Source organism: Stenotrophomonas sp. Steno-C17, from assembly GCF_056393165.1.
Genome location: NZ_JBWJPD010000030.1, coordinates 21,980 through 37,752 on the forward strand (window position 1 = coordinate 21,980; position 15,773 = coordinate 37,752).

General features: G+C 67.8%; 14 protein-coding genes and 1 pseudogene. 13 read left to right on the forward strand and 2 right to left on the reverse strand.

Annotated elements, in window-relative coordinates:
* The first annotated feature begins 104 nt into the window (after positions 1–104).
* The 10 genes from AC06FA_RS19180 to AC06FA_RS19225 all read left to right on the forward strand — a co-directional run bounded on the left by AC06FA_RS19180 (position 105) and on the right by AC06FA_RS19225 (position 10,709).
* A complete protein-coding gene (locus AC06FA_RS19180; protein ID WP_478069674.1) occupies positions 105–932 on the forward strand; it encodes a 2-keto-4-pentenoate hydratase in 828 nt (275 codons plus the stop codon).
* Between the two features lie 40 nt (positions 933–972).
* On the forward strand, positions 973–1,974 hold the full coding sequence (locus AC06FA_RS19185; protein ID WP_478069675.1) for a TRAP transporter substrate-binding protein: 1,002 nt from the start codon (positions 973–975) through the stop codon (positions 1,972–1,974).
* A 10-nt stretch (positions 1,975–1,984) separates the two neighbouring features.
* Complete coding sequence (locus AC06FA_RS19190) at positions 1,985–2,521, forward strand: TRAP transporter small permease (protein WP_312706422.1); 537 nt, start codon at positions 1,985–1,987, stop codon at positions 2,519–2,521.
* A 3-nt stretch (positions 2,522–2,524) separates the two neighbouring features.
* Complete coding sequence (locus tag AC06FA_RS19195; RefSeq protein WP_478069676.1) at positions 2,525–3,808, forward strand: TRAP transporter large permease; 1,284 nt, start codon at positions 2,525–2,527, stop codon at positions 3,806–3,808.
* Positions 3,805–4,950 (forward strand): pectate lyase, encoded by a 1,146-nt coding sequence (gene pelA, locus AC06FA_RS19200; protein WP_478069677.1) that lies wholly within the window; start codon positions 3,805–3,807, stop codon positions 4,948–4,950. The genes AC06FA_RS19195 and pelA overlap by 4 nt, the downstream gene beginning before the upstream one ends.
* A gap of 28 nt (positions 4,951–4,978) precedes the next feature.
* Positions 4,979–6,565, forward strand: a complete 1,587-nt coding sequence (locus AC06FA_RS19205) for a family 43 glycosylhydrolase (protein ID WP_478069678.1) — start codon at positions 4,979–4,981, stop codon at positions 6,563–6,565.
* 38 nt (positions 6,566–6,603) lie between these two features.
* The gene (locus AC06FA_RS19210) at positions 6,604–7,662 is read left to right on the forward strand and encodes a LacI family DNA-binding transcriptional regulator (protein WP_478069679.1); all 1,059 of its coding nucleotides are present in this window, start codon (positions 6,604–6,606) and stop codon (positions 7,660–7,662) included.
* Positions 7,663–7,827: 165 nt separating this feature from the next.
* Positions 7,828–8,676 carry a 5-dehydro-4-deoxy-D-glucuronate isomerase gene (kduI, locus tag AC06FA_RS19215; RefSeq protein ID WP_478069680.1) on the forward strand — a complete coding sequence of 283 codons (849 nt, stop codon included), beginning with the start codon at positions 7,828–7,830 and terminating at the stop codon, positions 8,674–8,676.
* An 81-nt stretch (positions 8,677–8,757) separates the two neighbouring features.
* Positions 8,758–9,513 carry a 2-dehydro-3-deoxy-D-gluconate 5-dehydrogenase KduD gene (gene kduD / locus AC06FA_RS19220; RefSeq protein ID WP_108751714.1) on the forward strand — a complete coding sequence of 252 codons (756 nt, stop codon included), beginning with the start codon at positions 8,758–8,760 and terminating at the stop codon, positions 9,511–9,513.
* 92 nt (positions 9,514–9,605) lie between these two features.
* Entirely contained in the window at positions 9,606–10,709 is a 1,104-nt protein-coding gene (locus AC06FA_RS19225; RefSeq protein ID WP_478069684.1) for a GDSL-type esterase/lipase family protein, read from the forward strand.
* Positions 10,710–10,788: 79 nt separating this feature from the next.
* Here AC06FA_RS19225 and AC06FA_RS19230 read toward each other — a convergent pair whose 3' ends face one another.
* Complete coding sequence (locus AC06FA_RS19230) at positions 10,789–11,457, reverse strand: DMP19 family protein (protein WP_478069681.1); 669 nt, start codon at positions 11,455–11,457, stop codon at positions 10,789–10,791.
* Between the two features lie 141 nt (positions 11,458–11,598).
* Positions 11,599–12,492 (reverse strand): phenylalanine 4-monooxygenase, encoded by an 894-nt coding sequence (gene phhA / locus AC06FA_RS19235; RefSeq protein WP_478069682.1) that lies wholly within the window; start codon positions 12,490–12,492, stop codon positions 11,599–11,601.
* Positions 12,493–12,617: 125 nt separating this feature from the next.
* Between phhA and AC06FA_RS19240 the strand changes: the two genes are divergently transcribed.
* From AC06FA_RS19240 to AC06FA_RS19250, 3 genes and pseudogenes are all read left to right on the forward strand, one after another.
* Positions 12,618–13,100 carry an Lrp/AsnC family transcriptional regulator gene (locus tag AC06FA_RS19240; protein WP_108747953.1) on the forward strand — a complete coding sequence of 161 codons (483 nt, stop codon included), beginning with the start codon at positions 12,618–12,620 and terminating at the stop codon, positions 13,098–13,100.
* 86 nt (positions 13,101–13,186) lie between these two features.
* Positions 13,187–15,196 carry a DEAD/DEAH box helicase family protein gene (locus tag AC06FA_RS19245; protein ID WP_478069683.1) on the forward strand — a complete coding sequence of 670 codons (2,010 nt, stop codon included), beginning with the start codon at positions 13,187–13,189 and terminating at the stop codon, positions 15,194–15,196.
* A gap of 127 nt (positions 15,197–15,323) precedes the next feature.
* Positions 15,324–15,773 (forward strand): annotated as a pseudogene (locus AC06FA_RS19250) (hypothetical protein); the annotation flags it as partial.

Sequence of the window (15,773 nt, forward strand, 5' to 3'; positions counted from 1 at the left end):
GTGGCACTTGATGCGCTGCGGCTTGCACGATGACACCGGTTTACCATATACACCTCCTGCAGACGCTGTCGATGGGCAGTGCAACAAACACAGGGAGACCGTTCTTGAGCAACGAACACGGCACACACGGGCAGACGCCGCCGCCGGACGATGCGGCCGCGATCGCCCACGCCTTCACCACGGCGCGCCGCGCAGGGCAGGCCCTGCCTGCCTTCCCGGGCGATATCCCGGCGGACCTGGTCGGTGCCTACCAGGTGCAGGACCTGGCCATTGCCGCCTGGGATGACCAGGTGGTCGGCTGGAAGGTCGGCTACATCGCCGCCGAGCGCCGCGACGGGTCCGGGGACGAGCGCCTGCTGGGCCCGGTTTTCTCGCGTCAGCTGAAAAATGCTACCGGTGGAACAACCGATATTCCGATCTTCGTCGGCGGCTTCGCTGCGGTGGAAGCCGAGTACGTGCTGGAGTTGTTGGAGGACGCTCCGCCCGCACAGCTGCACTGGTCCCCGGAGCAGGCCGAGGCCCTGCCCGCCCGCCTGTACATCGGCGTGGAAGTGGCCAGCAGCCCGCTGGCCACGATCAACGAACTGGGCCCGCGCGTGGTGGTGTCCGACTTCGGCAACAACAACGGCCTGGTGCTGGGCCCGGAAATCGTGGACTGGACCACGCGCGACGAAACCGCGCTGCGTGCCGAGACGCTGATCGAAGGTGAAGTGGTCGGCACCGGGGGCGCCACGCGCCTGCCGGGTGGATTGCGCGCCGCTTACGCGTTCGCGCTGTCCCGTTCGGCGTTGCGAGGCCGTCCGCTGCGCAAGGGCGATCTGATCGCCACCGGCAACGCGACCGGCATCCATGACATCACCGCCGGGCAGACCGCGCTGGTGCGTTTCGCCGGCTTCGGCGACATTGGCTGCAGGGCCGTGCCGGCCGGGTAACCGCCGGCATGCCCCAGTGAACACGCGCGGGAGGGCGCAGATGATCACACGACGTAATTTCCTGGCCGGTGGCGCTGCTGCCCTGGCCACGCCGATGCTCGCGGCCTGCGGTCGTGGGCCGGCGGGCAACGTGGACGGCGGTGCCCTGCTGACCGCCACCGACGTGCACGTGGCCGACTACCCCACCGTGACTGCGGTGAAGTGGATCGGCGAAACGCTGCAGCGCGAAACCAACGGCCGCCTGCGCCTGCGCCAGTACCATTCGGGCCAGCTCGGTCGCGAATCGGAGGCGATCGACATGGCCCGCTTCGGCGCCATCGACATCACCCGCGTGTATGCCGGCGCGTTGAACAACGCGTTTCCGCTGACCCAAGCGCTGTGCCTGCCCTATGTGTTCAAGTCGGTGGCGCACCAGCGTGCCGCGCTGGATGATGGCCTGGCCGATGCAGTGCTGCGCGGCTTCGAAAGCCGCGACCTGGTGGGCCTGGCGATCTACGATTCGGGCGCGCGCTGCTTCTACAACACCAAGCACCCGATCGTGGCACCGAAGGATCTGCACGGCCTGAAGCTGCGCGTGGCCTCGTCGGACATCTTCATCCAGCTGATGCGCCTGCTCGGTGCCAATCCCACGCCGATGTCGCTGGGCGACACCTTCTCGGGCATGGAAACGCACATGATCGATGGTGCCGAGAACAACATGCGCAGCTTCCATTCCAGCCGCCACTTCGAGGCCGCGCACTACTGGTCGCAGAGCGATCACTCGTATGCGCCGGACGTGCTGCTGATGTCGCGGGCCAGTTTCGAGCGGTTGCAGCCCGATGACCGCCAGCTGCTGCTGCACACCGCACGCGCTTCGGTGGCGGTGATGCGCGAGCAGTGGGATGCCTCGGAGAGTGCCGCACGTCGTGCCGTGCTGGACTACGGGGTGAAAGCCAATGAAGTGGACCTGCCGGCGTTCCGCGCCGCCGCGCAGCCGCTGCTGAAGCACTACCTGCAACAGCCGGACATCGCCGCGCTGGTTGATCGCATCCGCGCTGCCTGAGGACCCTGCCATGACCGAGACGACGACGCCCGCCGCCGGGCCCGGACAGCGCCTGCTGGACCGCATTGCCGACATCGCCATCTACTGCGCCGTGGCCGCCCTGCTGGGGCTGGTGGTGGTACAGGGTTGGCAGGTGTTCGCCCGCTACGTGATCAACGATTCGCCCAGCTGGACCGAGCCGGTCACCCTGCTGCTGCTGGCCACGGCCATGAGCCTGGGTGCCGCCTGCGGCGTGCATACCAACCGCCACTTCGGCTTCTTCCTGCTGCACGCGTACATGGGCGCCGGCCTGCGCCGCGCCGTCGATGTGCTGATCCAGCTGGTGGTGGCGGTGCTGGGCGGCTTCATCGCCTTCTGGTCGGCCGACCTGCTGCTGGACGGCCTGGACATCAAGGCCGCCGGTGCCAACCTGCCGCAGAGCATCAACTACCTGCCGCTGGCCGTGGGCGGGGCGCTGATGGTGCTGTTCGCACTGAACCGTGCGTGGAAGGCACTGCACGAGACGGCGGCCGATACCGGCGCCGATGACGCTGAAGGAGATCGTTGATCCATGGGCATCACCATTCTGTTCTCCGTGTTCGGCGTGCTGCTGCTGCTGGGCGTGCCGGTGGCCTACGCACTGGCGGCCGCGGCGCTGGCCACGCTGCTGTACCTGGATATTCCAACCATCGTGCTGGTGCAGCAGATCTCGGCCGGCACCGGCTCGGCGTCGCTGATCGCCATTCCACTGTTCATCTTCGCCGGCGAAATCATGATGCGCGGCGGCATCTCCGAACGCCTGATCGCACTGGCCTCGTCACTGGTCGGCCGACTGCGCGGCGGGCTGGGCCAAGTGTCGATCCTGTCCTCGCTGTTCTTCGGCGGCGTGTCCGGCTCGGCCATCGCCGATGTCTCGGCGGTCGGCGGCACCATGATTCCGCAGATGGTCAAGCGTGGCTATGACCGCGATTTCGCGGTGAACGTCAGCATCACCGCGGCGCTGGTGGCACTGCTGGTGCCGCCGTCGCACAACCTGATCCTGTTCTCCGCTGCGGCCGGGGGCGGGCTGTCCATCGCCGATCTGTTCGCGGCAGGCATCGTGCCCGCGCTGCTGATGACCCTGGCGCTGATGGTGACCGGCTACGCCGTGGCACGCCGCCGCGGCTACGGCGTGGAAGTTTTCCCCGGCTGGCGCGCGGTGCTGCTGCGCATCGTCTCGGCCCTGCCCGGCCTGGGCCTGGTGGCACTGATCTTCGTCGGTATCCGCGCGGGCATCTTCACTGCCGTGGAAAGCGCGGCCATTGCCGTGGTCTACGCCCTGCTGGTGACCACCGTGCTGTACCGGCAGCTGCGCTGGCGCGAGTTCTTCGACACGGTGATCCACGCCGCACGCAGCACCGGCGTGATCCTGTTCGTGATCGCCACCGCCGCCGTGTTCGGCTGGCTGCTGGCCTACCTGCAGGTGCCGACCGCAGCCGTGGACTTCCTGCAGTCGTTCGCGCACAGCCAGTTCATGGTGCTGCTGATGATCGTGGTGATGCTGCTGCTGCTGGGGACCTTCATGGACCTGGCGCCGATGATCCTGATCTGCACGCCGATCTTCCTGCCAGTGGCCAAGGCCTATGGCATCGACCCGATCCACTTCGGCCTGGTGCTGGTGCTGACCGGTGGCCTGGGCCTGGTGACCCCGCCGGTGGGCTCGGTGCTGTTCATCGGTACCTCCATCGGCAAGATCAGCGTCGGCCAGAGCATGCGCACCATCTGGCCGTTCTGGTTCGCTGCGTTGGCGGTACTGTTGATCGTCACCTTCTTCCCGCAGCTGTCGCTGTGGCTGCCGGCCGCGTTGCGCGCATGATGCGCGGCCACCCGCTGCCGCTGCTGCTGGGCCTGTGCATGGCCGCCACGGCGGCGGCGGCAGCGCCGCCACCGGCCCCGCCCATCCCGGTGGGCAGCTTCAACGATGGCGTGAACCACTGGCGCAGTGGCCATGCAGCGGGCTACGCGCGGCTGCAGCCGCAGCAGTACCGGCAGATTGCCGACAACCTGCTGTTGCTGCAGCGCCGCTCCGGCGGTTGGCCGGTGAACCAGGACCCGCTGCGGGTGCTGGACGCCGCGGCCCGCGAGGCCGCACGCAACGCGCAGGACGAACCCGGCGGCAGCTTCGACAACCGCACCACCTACACCCAGGTGGATTACCTGGCCGAAGCCTTCGCCCGCAGCGGTGACACCCGCTATCGCGATGCAGCGCTGCGCGGTCTGGATTTCATCCTCGACCAGCAGATCGAAACCTGTGGTGGCTGGCCGCATTCGGTGCCGGCGCGCACCGATTACCACGACGGCATCACCTTCGCCGACGATGTGACCAGTGGCGTGCTGACCACCCTGCGGCAGGTACAGACGGCGCCGCGTTTCGCCTTCGTCGATGCCGCGCGGCGTGCGCGGGTGGCCAGCGCCGTGCAGCGTGGCGATGCCTGCCTGCTGCAGTTGCAGGTGCGCCAGCAGGGCCGGCCCACGATCTGGGCGGGCCAATACGATGCCGCCACGCTGCAGCCCGCACCGGGACGGAAGTTCGAGCTGGCCGCACTGGTCACCGACGAAAGCGTGGGCGTGGTGCGCTACCTGATGTCCATTCCCGATCCGTCGCCGCAGACGGTGCAGGCCATCGAAGGCGCACTGGCCTGGTTCCAGGCCAATGCCCTGCACGGGCTGCGCCTGCAGACCGTGGATGCCCCGGCCGAACAGTTCGCCCACCACCGCAGCACGCAGGACCGGCAGTTGCTGGCCGACCCCGGCGCGCCGCCGCTGTGGGGCCGCTTCCACGACCTGGCCGACAACACGGTGGTGCTGGCCGACCGCCAGGGCCAGCGCCTGCAGACCTATGCGCAGGTGGGCCGCGAACGCCGCACCGGCTACCACTGGTACGGCACCTGGCCGCAGGCCCTGCTTGACCGCGATGCGCCGGCCTGGCGCGCGCGAACCGGGCACCGCGCCCCCTGAACCCGCATCCGCACCACGGAGGAACCCGATGCTGTCCAGCACCGCCCTGAAATCCCTGTTGGCCGCCACCCTGCTGCTGGCCGCGCCTGTGCTGGCGCAGGCCCAGCCTGCATCCACGGCGTGGAAGCGCGGCATCGAGAACCAGCGCCAGGCCGATCTGGGCGATGGCACCTTCCTGAACCCGGTGTTCGCCGGTGACCGCCCCGACCCTTCGGTGCTGAAGGACGGCCAGGACTACTACCTCACCCTGTCCTCGTTCGATGCCTACCCCGGCCTGCCGATCTGGCATTCGCGCGACCTGGTGAATTGGCAGCCGCTGGGCCATGCGATTACGAAGAACGTGGGCGCGATCTGGGCGCCGGACATCGTCAAGCATGAAGGCCGCTACTACATCTATTTCCCGGCCCGTACCGGTGAACACCGCAGCAACTTCGTGGTCTGGGCCGACAGCATCAAGGGACCGTGGAGCGAGCCGATCGACATCGGCCTGGGCGGCTACATCGATCCCGGCCATGCCGTGGGCGAAGATGGCAAGCGGTACCTGTTCCTGAGCGGCGGCGACTACGTGCAGCTGGCCGACGACGGCCTGAGCGTGGTCGGCACGCCGAAGCACGTCTACGACGGCTGGAAATACCCGGAAAGCTGGGACGTGGAGGCCTACGCCCAGGAAGGCCCGAAGATCCACTTCCGCGACGGCTGGTACTACATGACCACCGCCGTGGGCGGCACCGCCGGCCCGCCCACCGGGCACATGGTGATCACTGCGCGCTCGCGCTCGATCCATGGGCCGTGGGTGAACGCCCCGAACAACCCGATCATGCGCACGCAGTCGGCCGCCGAACCCTGGTGGTCGCGCGGCCATGCCACGGTGATCGAAGGCACCGACGGGCGCTGGTGGATGATGTACCACGGCTACGAGAACGGTTATTGGACGCTGGGCCGGCAGGCCCTGCTGGAGCCGATCGAATGGACCGACGATGGCTGGTTCGTGGCCAAGGGCGGCGACCTGGGGCAGCCGCTGCGCAAGCCTTCCGGGGAATCGGTGGGCCGCCACGGCATGGCCCTGTCCGATGATTTCCGCGGCACGGCGCTCGGCCCGCAGTGGTCGTTCTTCAACCCGGCCCAGGACGAATACCGGCGGCTGGGCTTCAGCGGCCAGGGCCTGGTGCTGCAGGGCAAGGGCCAGACCCCGCGCGACAGCTCGCCGCTGACCGCCATCGCCGGCGACAAGGCCTACCAGTTCGAGGTGGAGATGGACATCGCCCCGGGCGCGGTGGGCGGCGCCCTGCTGTTCTACAGCGACCGCCTGTACGTGGGCGTGGGCAGCAACGGCGAGAAGTTCATCATGCACCGCTACGGCGAGGAACGCCCCACCCGCTTGGCGCCCAGCGCAAAGGGCGGCAAGCTGTGGCTGCGGGTGACCAACAACCGCCACATCGTCACCATCCACTCCAGCACCGATGGCCAGCGCTGGCAGAAGTACCCGGTTCAGATGGAAGTGTCCGGTTACCATCACAATGTGGCGGGCAAGTTCCTGGCACTGAAACCGGCGCTGTATGCGGCCGGCGACGGTGCGGTAACCTTCCGCAGCTTCCGCTATCGCGCGCTGGACTGAGCGCGCGCTGGAATCCCCAGACTTACCGGGTTCACTACATGTCAGTGCGCAACAAGAACGATGCCGCTACGCCGGCATTGGCGAAGGGCAAGGCCGCCACGATCAACGACATCGCGCGACTGTCGGGAGTATCGAAGAAAACGGTTTCACGGATCATCAACAACTCGCCGCTGGTGCGCAAGGACACGCGCGACAAGGTCGAGGCGCTGATGCGCGAGGTCGGCTACACCCCCGACCCGCTGGCCCGTGGCCTGGCCTTCCGCCGCTCCTTCCTGATCGGCATGGTCTACGACAACCCCACCGCGCAGTACATCGTGGACATGCAGTACGGCGCGCTGGACGCGCTGCGTGGCTCCAGCTTCGAACTGGTGGTGCACCCCTGCGACAGCCGCAGCCCGGGCTACATCGATGGCGTGCGCCGCTTCGTGCAGCAGCAGAAGCTGCACGGGGTGATCCTGGTACCGCGTGCATCCGAAGACCAGGCGCTGGCCGACATGCTGGATGAGATCGGCTGCCGGTTCACCCGCGTGGCCGCGCTGCCGCTGGATGACAGCTCGCAGATGGTGGTGACCCACGACCGCGACGGCGCCGCCGAAGCGGCCGATTACCTGCTGTCGCTGGGCCACCGCGAGATTGCCCTGGTGACCGGCCCCAGCGCCTACCGCTCGGCCCATGAACGCACCGCCGGCTTCATCGACGCGCTGTCCCAGCGTGGCATCGAGCTGCCCAAGGACCGCATCATCGAGGCCGGCTACACCTTCGAATCAGGTGTGGCCGCGGCCGAGAAACTGCTGCTGGGCAAGCGCCGGCCCACCGCCATCTTCACCGGCAACGATGAAATGGCCGCCGGCATCTACAAGGTGGCCCTGCGCGCGGGCATCAACATTCCGCGCCAGCTGTCCATCGTCGGCTACGACGACAGCCCGCTGGCCTCGCGCCTGTGGCCGTCGCTGACCTCGGTGCGCCGCCATACCCGCGACACCGGGCGCACCGCCGCGGCCATGCTGATCCAGCCCGACGGCCAGGCCGCGCTGCAGATCGCCAGCGTGCGCCCGCACCTGATCGTCCGCGACTCCTGCCAACCGCCCGAGGATTGAGGCCGCAGGCCTCAGTCCGGTAGGTCGGTAGGTCACGACCGTTGGTCGTGACACCTGAACCCTATCGTGCGACGCAAAATGACACCGGTTACCAGCGTCGCTAGAATCGACCACGAACCGCGCCGGGGCCGAACCCTTCGGCCCGCCCCCTGCTCTGGAGAAGCCATGTACTGCAAGACCCACTACGCCACCCATCCCGACGCCATCAAGGGCGCCAGCAACGACCAGCTGCGCGAGCTGTACCTGCTCGACGGCCTGTTCAACGCCGGCCAGATCACCCTGAAGTACACCCACTACGAGCGTTTCGTGCTGGGCGGTGCCGCCCCGGTGGATGCCCCGCTGGCCCTGCCGACGCAGACCGAACCGGCCTCGGCCGCCGGCCACCCGTTCCTGGAGCGCCGCGAGCTGGGCGTGATCAACGTGGGCAGCGGCACCGGCACCGTGACCGTCGATGGCACCGTGTACACGCTGGGCCCGAAGGATGGCCTGTACGTGGCCATGGGCAGCAAGGACGTGGTGTTCGCCTCGCAGGACGCCGCCAACCCGGCGCAGTTCTACCTGGCCTCGACCCCGGCCCACGCGCGTTTTGAAACCAAGCAGCTGTCGATCAAGGACGCAGTGGCGCTGGACCGCGGCGCGCTTGAAACCAGCAACGAGCGCACCATCTACCAGTACATCGTGCCGGCCACCTGCCAGTCCTCGCAGCTGCTGCTGGGCCTGACCGTGCTGAAGCCGGGCAGCGTCTGGAACACCATGCCGCCGCACCTGCACGACCGCCGCAGCGAGGTCTACTTCTACTTCGACCTGGGCGAGAACGATCGCGTCTACCACTTCATGGGCGAACCGGACGCGCAGCGCCACATCGTCATGCAGAACAACGAAGCGGTGGTGTCGCCGCCGTGGTCGATCCACATGGGTGCCGGCACCAGCAACTACGCCTTCATCTGGGCGATGGGCGGCGAGAACCTGGATTACACCGACATGCACGTGCTGGACATCTGCCAGCTCAAGTAAGCCCTGCCCGCCACCGCGCACCCGTTGCCCGGTGGCCTTCGGCCTGCATCACGCACGCCCCTACCAAGGAACGCATACGCAATGGCTAATCCCTTCAGCCTGGAAGGCAAGGTCGCTCTGGTCACCGGTGGCAACACCGGCCTGGGCCAGGGCATCGCGGTGGCGCTGGCCGCCGCTGGCGCCGACGTCGCCGTGGCCGGCATCGCCCCGCCCACCGAGACCATCGAGAAGATCACCGCGCTGGGCCGTCGCTGCCTGGCCATCGAAGCCAACCTGATCAGCATCGAGCCGGTCGAGCGCGTGGTGCGCGAAACCATCGAGGGCCTGGGTGGCCTGGATATCCTGGTCAACAACGCCGGTCTGATCCGTCGCGCCGATGCCGTGGACTTCAGCGAGCAGGACTGGGACGACGTGATGAACGTCAACATCAAGTCTGCGTTCTTCATCTCGCAGGCCGCCGGCCGCCACTTCATCGAACAGGGCCGCGGCAAGATCATCAACATCGCCTCCATGTTGTCCTTCCAGGGCGGCATCCGCGTGCCGTCGTACACCGCCAGCAAGAGCGGCATCGCCGGCATCACCCGCCTGCTGGCCAACGAGTGGGCGGGCAAGGGCGTGAACATCAACGCCATTGCACCGGGCTACATGGCCACCGACAACACCGCCCAGCTGCGTGCCGACGAAGCGCGCAACCAGTCGATCCTGGACCGCATTCCGGCCGGTCGCTGGGGTACGCCGGACGATCTGGCGGGCGCGGCGGTGTTCCTCGCTTCGTCTGCGTCGGACTACGTGAACGGCGCCGTGTTGCCGGTCGATGGTGGCTGGCTGGCGCGCTGACGCGTGCTGTTCTGTAGAGCCGAGCCGTGCTCGGCTGCCGCGCGGTGATCGAAAAGCAGCCGAGCATGGCTCGGCTCTACAAGGGCCTGGCCATGCGCACCCTGTTGCCGTTGTTGTTGCTGCTGACATGCACCGCCGTGCAGGCGGCCCCGGTACGCGTGTTCATTGCCGGCGATTCCACCGCCGCCGAGTACGGGCCCGAGCGCGCACCGCAGGCCGGCTGGGGCCAGGCGCTGCAGAGCTACCTGGACCCCACGCGCTTCGAAGTGCACAACCATGCCAAGGGTGGTCGCAGCACGCGCAGCTTCATCGATGAAGGACGTCTGGACGCGATCGCTGCCGAGCTGCGGCGCGGCGATGTGCTGCTGATCCAGTTCGGTCACAACGACGCGAAGTTTGAAGACGCCAGCCGCTACACCGACCCGGACCGCGATTACCCGCGGCTGCTGATGCGCTATGTGCAGGTGGCGCGCGAGCGCGGCGCCACGCCGGTGCTGATCACCCCGGTGGCGCGTCTGCTGTATGACTTCGGTTCGCTGCTGGACACACACGGCCGCTATACGCAGTCGATGAAGGCGTTGGCGGCGCGCGAGCAGATTGCGTTGATCGATCTGAACGACCGCAGCACGCGCTGGATCCGCGCGCTGGGCGAGCAGGGCGCCCGGCCGTACTTCCTGTTCGTGCCCGGGCAGGGCAAGGCCGACGGAACCCATTTCAGCGTGGCCGGCGCCAATGCCGTGGCCTGCCTGGTGCTGCGCGAGGCGGTGCCCTTGCTTGCCGATATGAAACCGGCGCTGCGGCGCGACATCGACTGCGATGTGATGGCGCCGGCGCAGGGCGGCGATGCGGCGCGGGCCTCGCAGGTGGTGCACGAAGATGCGGTGAGGCGTACCCAGCCTGGCCCGCATGGCGGTGCCGGACCGACCACCGCGTATCCGTTCTTCGCCGATGCAGCGGATCTGCCGTTCGTGCTGCGCAAGCGGGTGCTGCACAAGGGCGCCGGCATTGGCCTGCACCCGCAGCACAAGGACGAGATCTACTACATCGTGAGCGGGCAGGGCAGCTACGTGCTCGATGGCAGGCAGTACGACGTGCATGCTGGCCACGCGCTGCTGACCCGCACCGGCAGCAGCCACGCGCTGCAACAGGTGGGCGACGAGGATCTGGTGGTGTTGCTGGCGTACCCGCGCGACTGAACGACAGTCGAGCATGGCTCGACTCTACAGGGGGCGGCGCGGCATCGTAGAGTCGAGCTTGCTCGACTGCTCTTCCATGTCAGTCGAGCAAGCTCGACTCTACCGGCTCCGGGCCGAAGTGCATCAACCCCAGCCGGGCCAGATCTTCCGGGCGCTCGAAATAGGCTTCGTCGAAGGCATGTAGTGCCTCCTGCTCCTGTTCGGTCATTGCGCCGTACAGGTCGGTCAGTTGCTCGATCGCCGGGTCATCTTCCAGCCGGTCCAGCAGCCCGCGCATGCCGGCCAGGATCGCGTGGGTCTGCACCGCACCCATCGACTGCAGGGCACGCAGTGCCAACTGGCAGGTGGGGTCACCCCAGTTGCACAGGAACTGCATGAAGCCGCCGTTGTTGATGTCCGCTTCCATGCGCCACAGCGCCACCAGCTGCTGGTCTTCATCCGACAGTGCATCCAGCGTCCACGCCGCTGCCTTCAGCCGCGCCAGCGCCGCCTCGTAGCGGTCGTCCCAGACCTGGTTGGGGATATCGACCACGCCGTCCTCGCGCGGCGGCAACAGCGCTGGCCAGTTCACCCCCAGGCCATTGGGCGTGGCAACCCAGTGCGCGCGCTGTTCGGGCGTGGCCTCGAACAGCGCAGGCGCCCAGCGCAGCGGCTGGCGGGTGCGGCGGCCATCGGCCAGGGCCAGCAGGATGAAGTCGTCGTTGAAGGCGACGTCGGTAACGCGCAGCGAGGCAAATACATCGGACATGCCGTGCAGGATAGCGGACGCTACGGGACGACCGTCATAACCTTCAAAAGCGGCAGAGGCTTTTGAAGGTTAGCCGGCAGTGCCCGGGGTCAGCGCCCTTTCATGTGAAAGGGATCTGACCCCAATGGCCAGGCGGTGGCCTCACACATCCCCACCGTCTGCCCAGCCCTCGCCGGTACCCGCCTGGAACACGCGGTCGCCGTCCTGCACATCGCCGGCCGGCAGGCGGGACTGCTCGGCCAGTGCGGCGTAGATCGGGGTGAAGTCCGGCGAGGTCGCCTGCATCAGCTGTTCAAAGCTGTCGATGACGAAGTAGGTCTTCTGGAAGGTGTCGATGCGGTAGCGGGTGCGCATGATCCGCTGCAGATCAAAGCCGATGCGGTTGGGCGCGGCCGATTCCAGCGAGTACAGCGATTCACCCTTGGACGACACGATGCCGGCGCCGTAGATGCGCAGGCCCTCGGGCGTGTCGATCAGGCCGAACTCCACCGTGTACCAGTACAGCCGGGTGAGGTTCTGCAGCGCCTCGGGGCCGATCGCGTGGGCCTTCACGCCGCCACGGCCATAGGCCTCCATGTAGTCGGCAAACACCGGGTTCATCAGCAGCGGCACGTGGCCGAACAGGTCGTGGAACAGGTCCGGTTCGGCGATGTAGTCGATCTGGTCCGGGCGGCGGATCCACCAGGTGACCGGGAAACGCCGGTTGGCCAGATGGTCGAAGAAATCCAGTTCCGGCAGCAGGCCTTCCACGCCGACCAGGGTCCAGCCGGTGGCGGCGCCCAGCACTTCATTCAGCTGGTCGAAGCGCGGAATCATGTGCGCGTTCATGCCCATCTCGTCCTGCGCGTCCAGGAATTCCTGGCAGGCGCGGCCGACCAGCAGCTCGCGCTGGCGCTGGTAGAGCGTGCTCCAGGTGGCATGGTCGTCGGCGCTGTAGGTGTCCCACGGTTGCTCGACCAGCGCGGTGGTGTACACCGGCACGTAGCCCTTGTCGGTCTGCTGGTGTTCGACGCGGCGGGGCTGGGCGAGGTCCATGGGTTACTCCTTGAAGGGATACCGGTGATGCTAGGGCAGGGGACGCGCAACAGGGTTGCAAAAGTTGCGCCGATTGGCCTTGTTGGCGCAATATCCTTGCGTACTCACCGTGTTGCGGAGCAGCAATGGCCGGAGAAGTCCAGTTCGATCGCACGGATATACGCCTGTTGGCCGAGATCCAGCGTGATGGCCGCGCCACCAACGCCGAGCTGGCGGCGCGGGTGAACCTTTCCCCGTCTGCCTGCCTGCGCCGCCTGCAGCGGCTGGAAAGCGAGGGCGTGATCGTGGGCTACGGCGCACGGCTGGAGCCGCGCCAGCTGCGCCTGGGCCTGCAGGCCTTCGTGCGGGTGCAGCTGGAAAAGCACGACCAGGCCGCCATCGGCCATTTCGTGGACAGCGTGCAGGGCTGGGATGAAGTGGTGGCCTGCCACGCCCTGACCGGTGACATGGACTACCTGCTGCACGTCTACGTGCGCGACCTGGAGCACTTCTCGCGCTTCCTGCTGGACAAGCTGCTGAATGCCGGCGGCGTGGCCGATGCCAATTCCAGCTTCGTGCTGCGCACGGTGAAGGGCTTCCAGGCGCTGCCGCTGTCGCAGCTGGAATGAACGGCCGCTGTGATTTGACGGCGCCGGGCGGGTAGCCGAGCATCACCGCCCTGCGCCCGCCGCAGCGTTCCTTTCCGGTAACAGGCATGTCCGATATCCAGCCCCCGGTGCTTGCCACCACCTTCCTGCCGCTGCAGCGCAAATCGCTGGCACGCTTCATCGCCCACGGCACGCCGCCGCAGACCGCGCTGGAACAGGCCGGGCTGATGGCCGCGCAGCTGTGCCGCGCACGCCTGCACGCACCGGCGGAGATCGAGCGGCTGCTGCACGATGCCTGCGCGCTGTTCGCCGCCGACGGTGCCGCCGCAGCCGCGCAGCTGGCCGGGCAGGGCGGCGGCGCGCAGCCGGAACTGGATGCCTGGCTGTCCGCACTGGCCGCGCACGGTGTGCTGCTGGCACCGGCGGAGATCCTGCAGGATTTCATCGTGCAGTCGCCCCGCGCCTATCCGGGCCTGGCCCTGCAGCAGGCCTGCCAGCAGACGCTGGCCGAACTTGCCATCCGCTTTCCTGCCACCTTCGCCAGCGATGTCGACGACGACGATGCTGCACAGGACGAGGCCGACGCCGAAGACGCGCGCGCAGTCGAACACCACGGCCTGTACACCAGCGAACAGGCGCGCGTGCTGCGTGCCATCGCCGCCAATCCCGATGAACTGATCGATCTGGACGGGTATGCGGGTACCGGCAAGGGCCATCTGGTGCTGGCCCTGATGGATGCGCGCCCCGGCCGCTACACCTACGTGGCGCCTTCACGCGCGCAGGTGGAAGCGTTCCGCCGCCGCGTGCCGGGCAGCACCGCGGCGCGCCTGCTGACCCAGATCGAATTCGCCAATCGCCTGGCCCAGCATGCCGCGCGCAGCGGCCTGAGCAACGGCTTCGTGGCCAGCTACCGGCGCAGCACGCGCACCCCGCGCGAGATTGCCGGGCGCATCGGCCTGCAGGGCATCGGCGCGCGCACGCCGGAGCAGGTGCTGATGACCGCCTTCGAGGCGATCAACCGCTGGTGCGCTTCTACCGCCCCGCGCATGGCGTTCCAGCATTTCGACCGCTCGGTGCCGGCGGCCATGCTGGACGTAGGGCCCTATCTGCAGGCGGCCGAGTATGTCTGGCGCTGCATGTTCGACGCCGAGCTGCAGCGTGGCACGTTGCTGAGCCTGAGCCCGCTGCACATCGGCAAATGGCTGGCCCTGCGCGGGGTGCGTCCGCCGTTGGAGCTGGGCATGCTGCTGATCGATGAGGCACACGATCTCAGCCCATCGTGGAAGCAGCTGCTGTCCACCCACGCGCCGGGCGTGGTCAGCCTGGGCGACCCGCACCAGTGCCTGACCGGTACTGTGCCGCGCTGGGCCGCATCGAAGGTGCTGGAAATGCACCAGTCGGTGCGCCAAGGCAACCAGGTGGACGAGCTGGTGAACCAGACCCTGGCGCTGGACGGGCTGGGCCAGGACAGCGGGCCCTTCGTCGGCGCCACCGACCGTGCCACCGGCGTGCTGCAGTACCGCGACTGGACGCAGGTGCCGATCGCCGGCCTGCGCATCCACGGCAGCGCGGCCCCGCTGGCCCAGGATGCCGCCCAGCTGCAGCTGCGCGGCGTGAGGCCCTACCTGCACCCGGCATCACTGCGCGTGCTGCGCAGCGAACTGCAGCGCCCGCTGGACGCTTGGCGTCGGCGCGGCGACAACGGGTCCAGCCAGGAGTGGCAGCGCGTGCGGGCGGCCCTGGCCGACGACGGGCAGGGCGCACTGGGCGAATTGCTGGCATCCAACGAACAGGTGCAGGCGCTGCTGCAGGTGCTGGACGCGCAGGAAGCGGCCAGCGATGGCGGCGTGGTGCTGTGCCTGGCCGAGCATGCGAAGAACCTGCAGTTCGACGTGGTTGCACTGTCGCCCAGCTGCTTCAGTGCCGGGCAGGGCAGCCGCATCTGGCACAACCCGGTGCGCGCGGCCTATCTGGCCATGACCCGCGCGCGGCGCCTGCTGCACGTGCCTGCCGATGGCATGGAACACCTGCAGCACACGGCCGCACTGCAGGAACAGGCGCGGCAGGCACGCAAGCGCGAGCGGCAGCACGCCAGCGGCTACCGGCCACTGCGCTGATACCCGCGCGGATGGGCCACTGGGACGGTGGTTCGCGCTGTGACCGGGGCCGCACAACCGGGCGATGACCACGCCGCACCTTCATGGCGCGACGTATGCTGGGCCGTGTCTTACCGCAAGGATTGCAATGCATCTGCTGAAGTTGCCCGTGGCTGGCATGTTGATCACGTTGCTGCTGGGGGCGTGCGCGCAGGCTGAAACGCCGCGCAATATGTCGCCGACGCAGACCAACGAGGAAGGCTGCACGCGCAAGCGCAGCCTGGGTCCGCAGAACGCTTATGCCGATCCTGCTCCGATCAAGCAGGCCTGCGTGGGCCCGTACCTGCTGGAGCTGCCGCAGAATTACTTCAGCAACCAGATGGGCACCGAGCACGATGGCAGCTTCTCACTTGCGCTGGAGTACCCATCGCTGCAGCCGTTCAAGCCCGGCGAGCGGATGAACCTCACGGTCGATGTATCCATCCGCACGGTAAGGCTCAGTTACATGTACATCGGCCAGGCAGACGTCTGGGACGTGATGCAGCGCAGATACACCCCCCGACCAAGCCGGATTGATGACCCAGCTGCATCACTGGAC

What these genes read in the sequence shown, in the direction of transcription:
- AC06FA_RS19185 (WP_478069675.1), top strand. Translation starts at nt 973, where the DNA reads ATGATCACACGACGTAATTTCCTGGCCGGTGGCGCTGCTGCCCTGGCC.
- AC06FA_RS19190 (WP_312706422.1), top strand. Translation starts at nt 1,985, where the DNA reads ATGACCGAGACGACGACGCCCGCCGCCGGGCCCGGACAGCGCCTGCTG.
- AC06FA_RS19195 (WP_478069676.1), top strand. Translation starts at nt 2,525, where the DNA reads ATGGGCATCACCATTCTGTTCTCCGTGTTCGGCGTGCTGCTGCTGCTG.
- pelA (WP_478069677.1), top strand. Translation starts at nt 3,805, where the DNA reads ATGATGCGCGGCCACCCGCTGCCGCTGCTGCTGGGCCTGTGCATGGCC.
- AC06FA_RS19205 (WP_478069678.1), top strand. Translation starts at nt 4,979, where the DNA reads ATGCTGTCCAGCACCGCCCTGAAATCCCTGTTGGCCGCCACCCTGCTG.
- AC06FA_RS19210 (WP_478069679.1), top strand. Translation starts at nt 6,604, where the DNA reads ATGTCAGTGCGCAACAAGAACGATGCCGCTACGCCGGCATTGGCGAAG.
- kduI (WP_478069680.1), top strand. Translation starts at nt 7,828, where the DNA reads ATGTACTGCAAGACCCACTACGCCACCCATCCCGACGCCATCAAGGGC.
- kduD (WP_108751714.1), top strand. Translation starts at nt 8,758, where the DNA reads ATGGCTAATCCCTTCAGCCTGGAAGGCAAGGTCGCTCTGGTCACCGGT.
- AC06FA_RS19225 (WP_478069684.1), top strand. Translation starts at nt 9,606, where the DNA reads ATGCGCACCCTGTTGCCGTTGTTGTTGCTGCTGACATGCACCGCCGTG.
- AC06FA_RS19230 (WP_478069681.1), bottom strand. Translation starts at nt 11,457, where the DNA reads ATGTCCGATGTATTTGCCTCGCTGCGCGTTACCGACGTCGCCTTCAAC.
- phhA (WP_478069682.1), bottom strand. Translation starts at nt 12,492, where the DNA reads ATGGACCTCGCCCAGCCCCGCCGCGTCGAACACCAGCAGACCGACAAG.
- AC06FA_RS19240 (WP_108747953.1), top strand. Translation starts at nt 12,618, where the DNA reads ATGGCCGGAGAAGTCCAGTTCGATCGCACGGATATACGCCTGTTGGCC.
- AC06FA_RS19245 (WP_478069683.1), top strand. Translation starts at nt 13,187, where the DNA reads ATGTCCGATATCCAGCCCCCGGTGCTTGCCACCACCTTCCTGCCGCTG.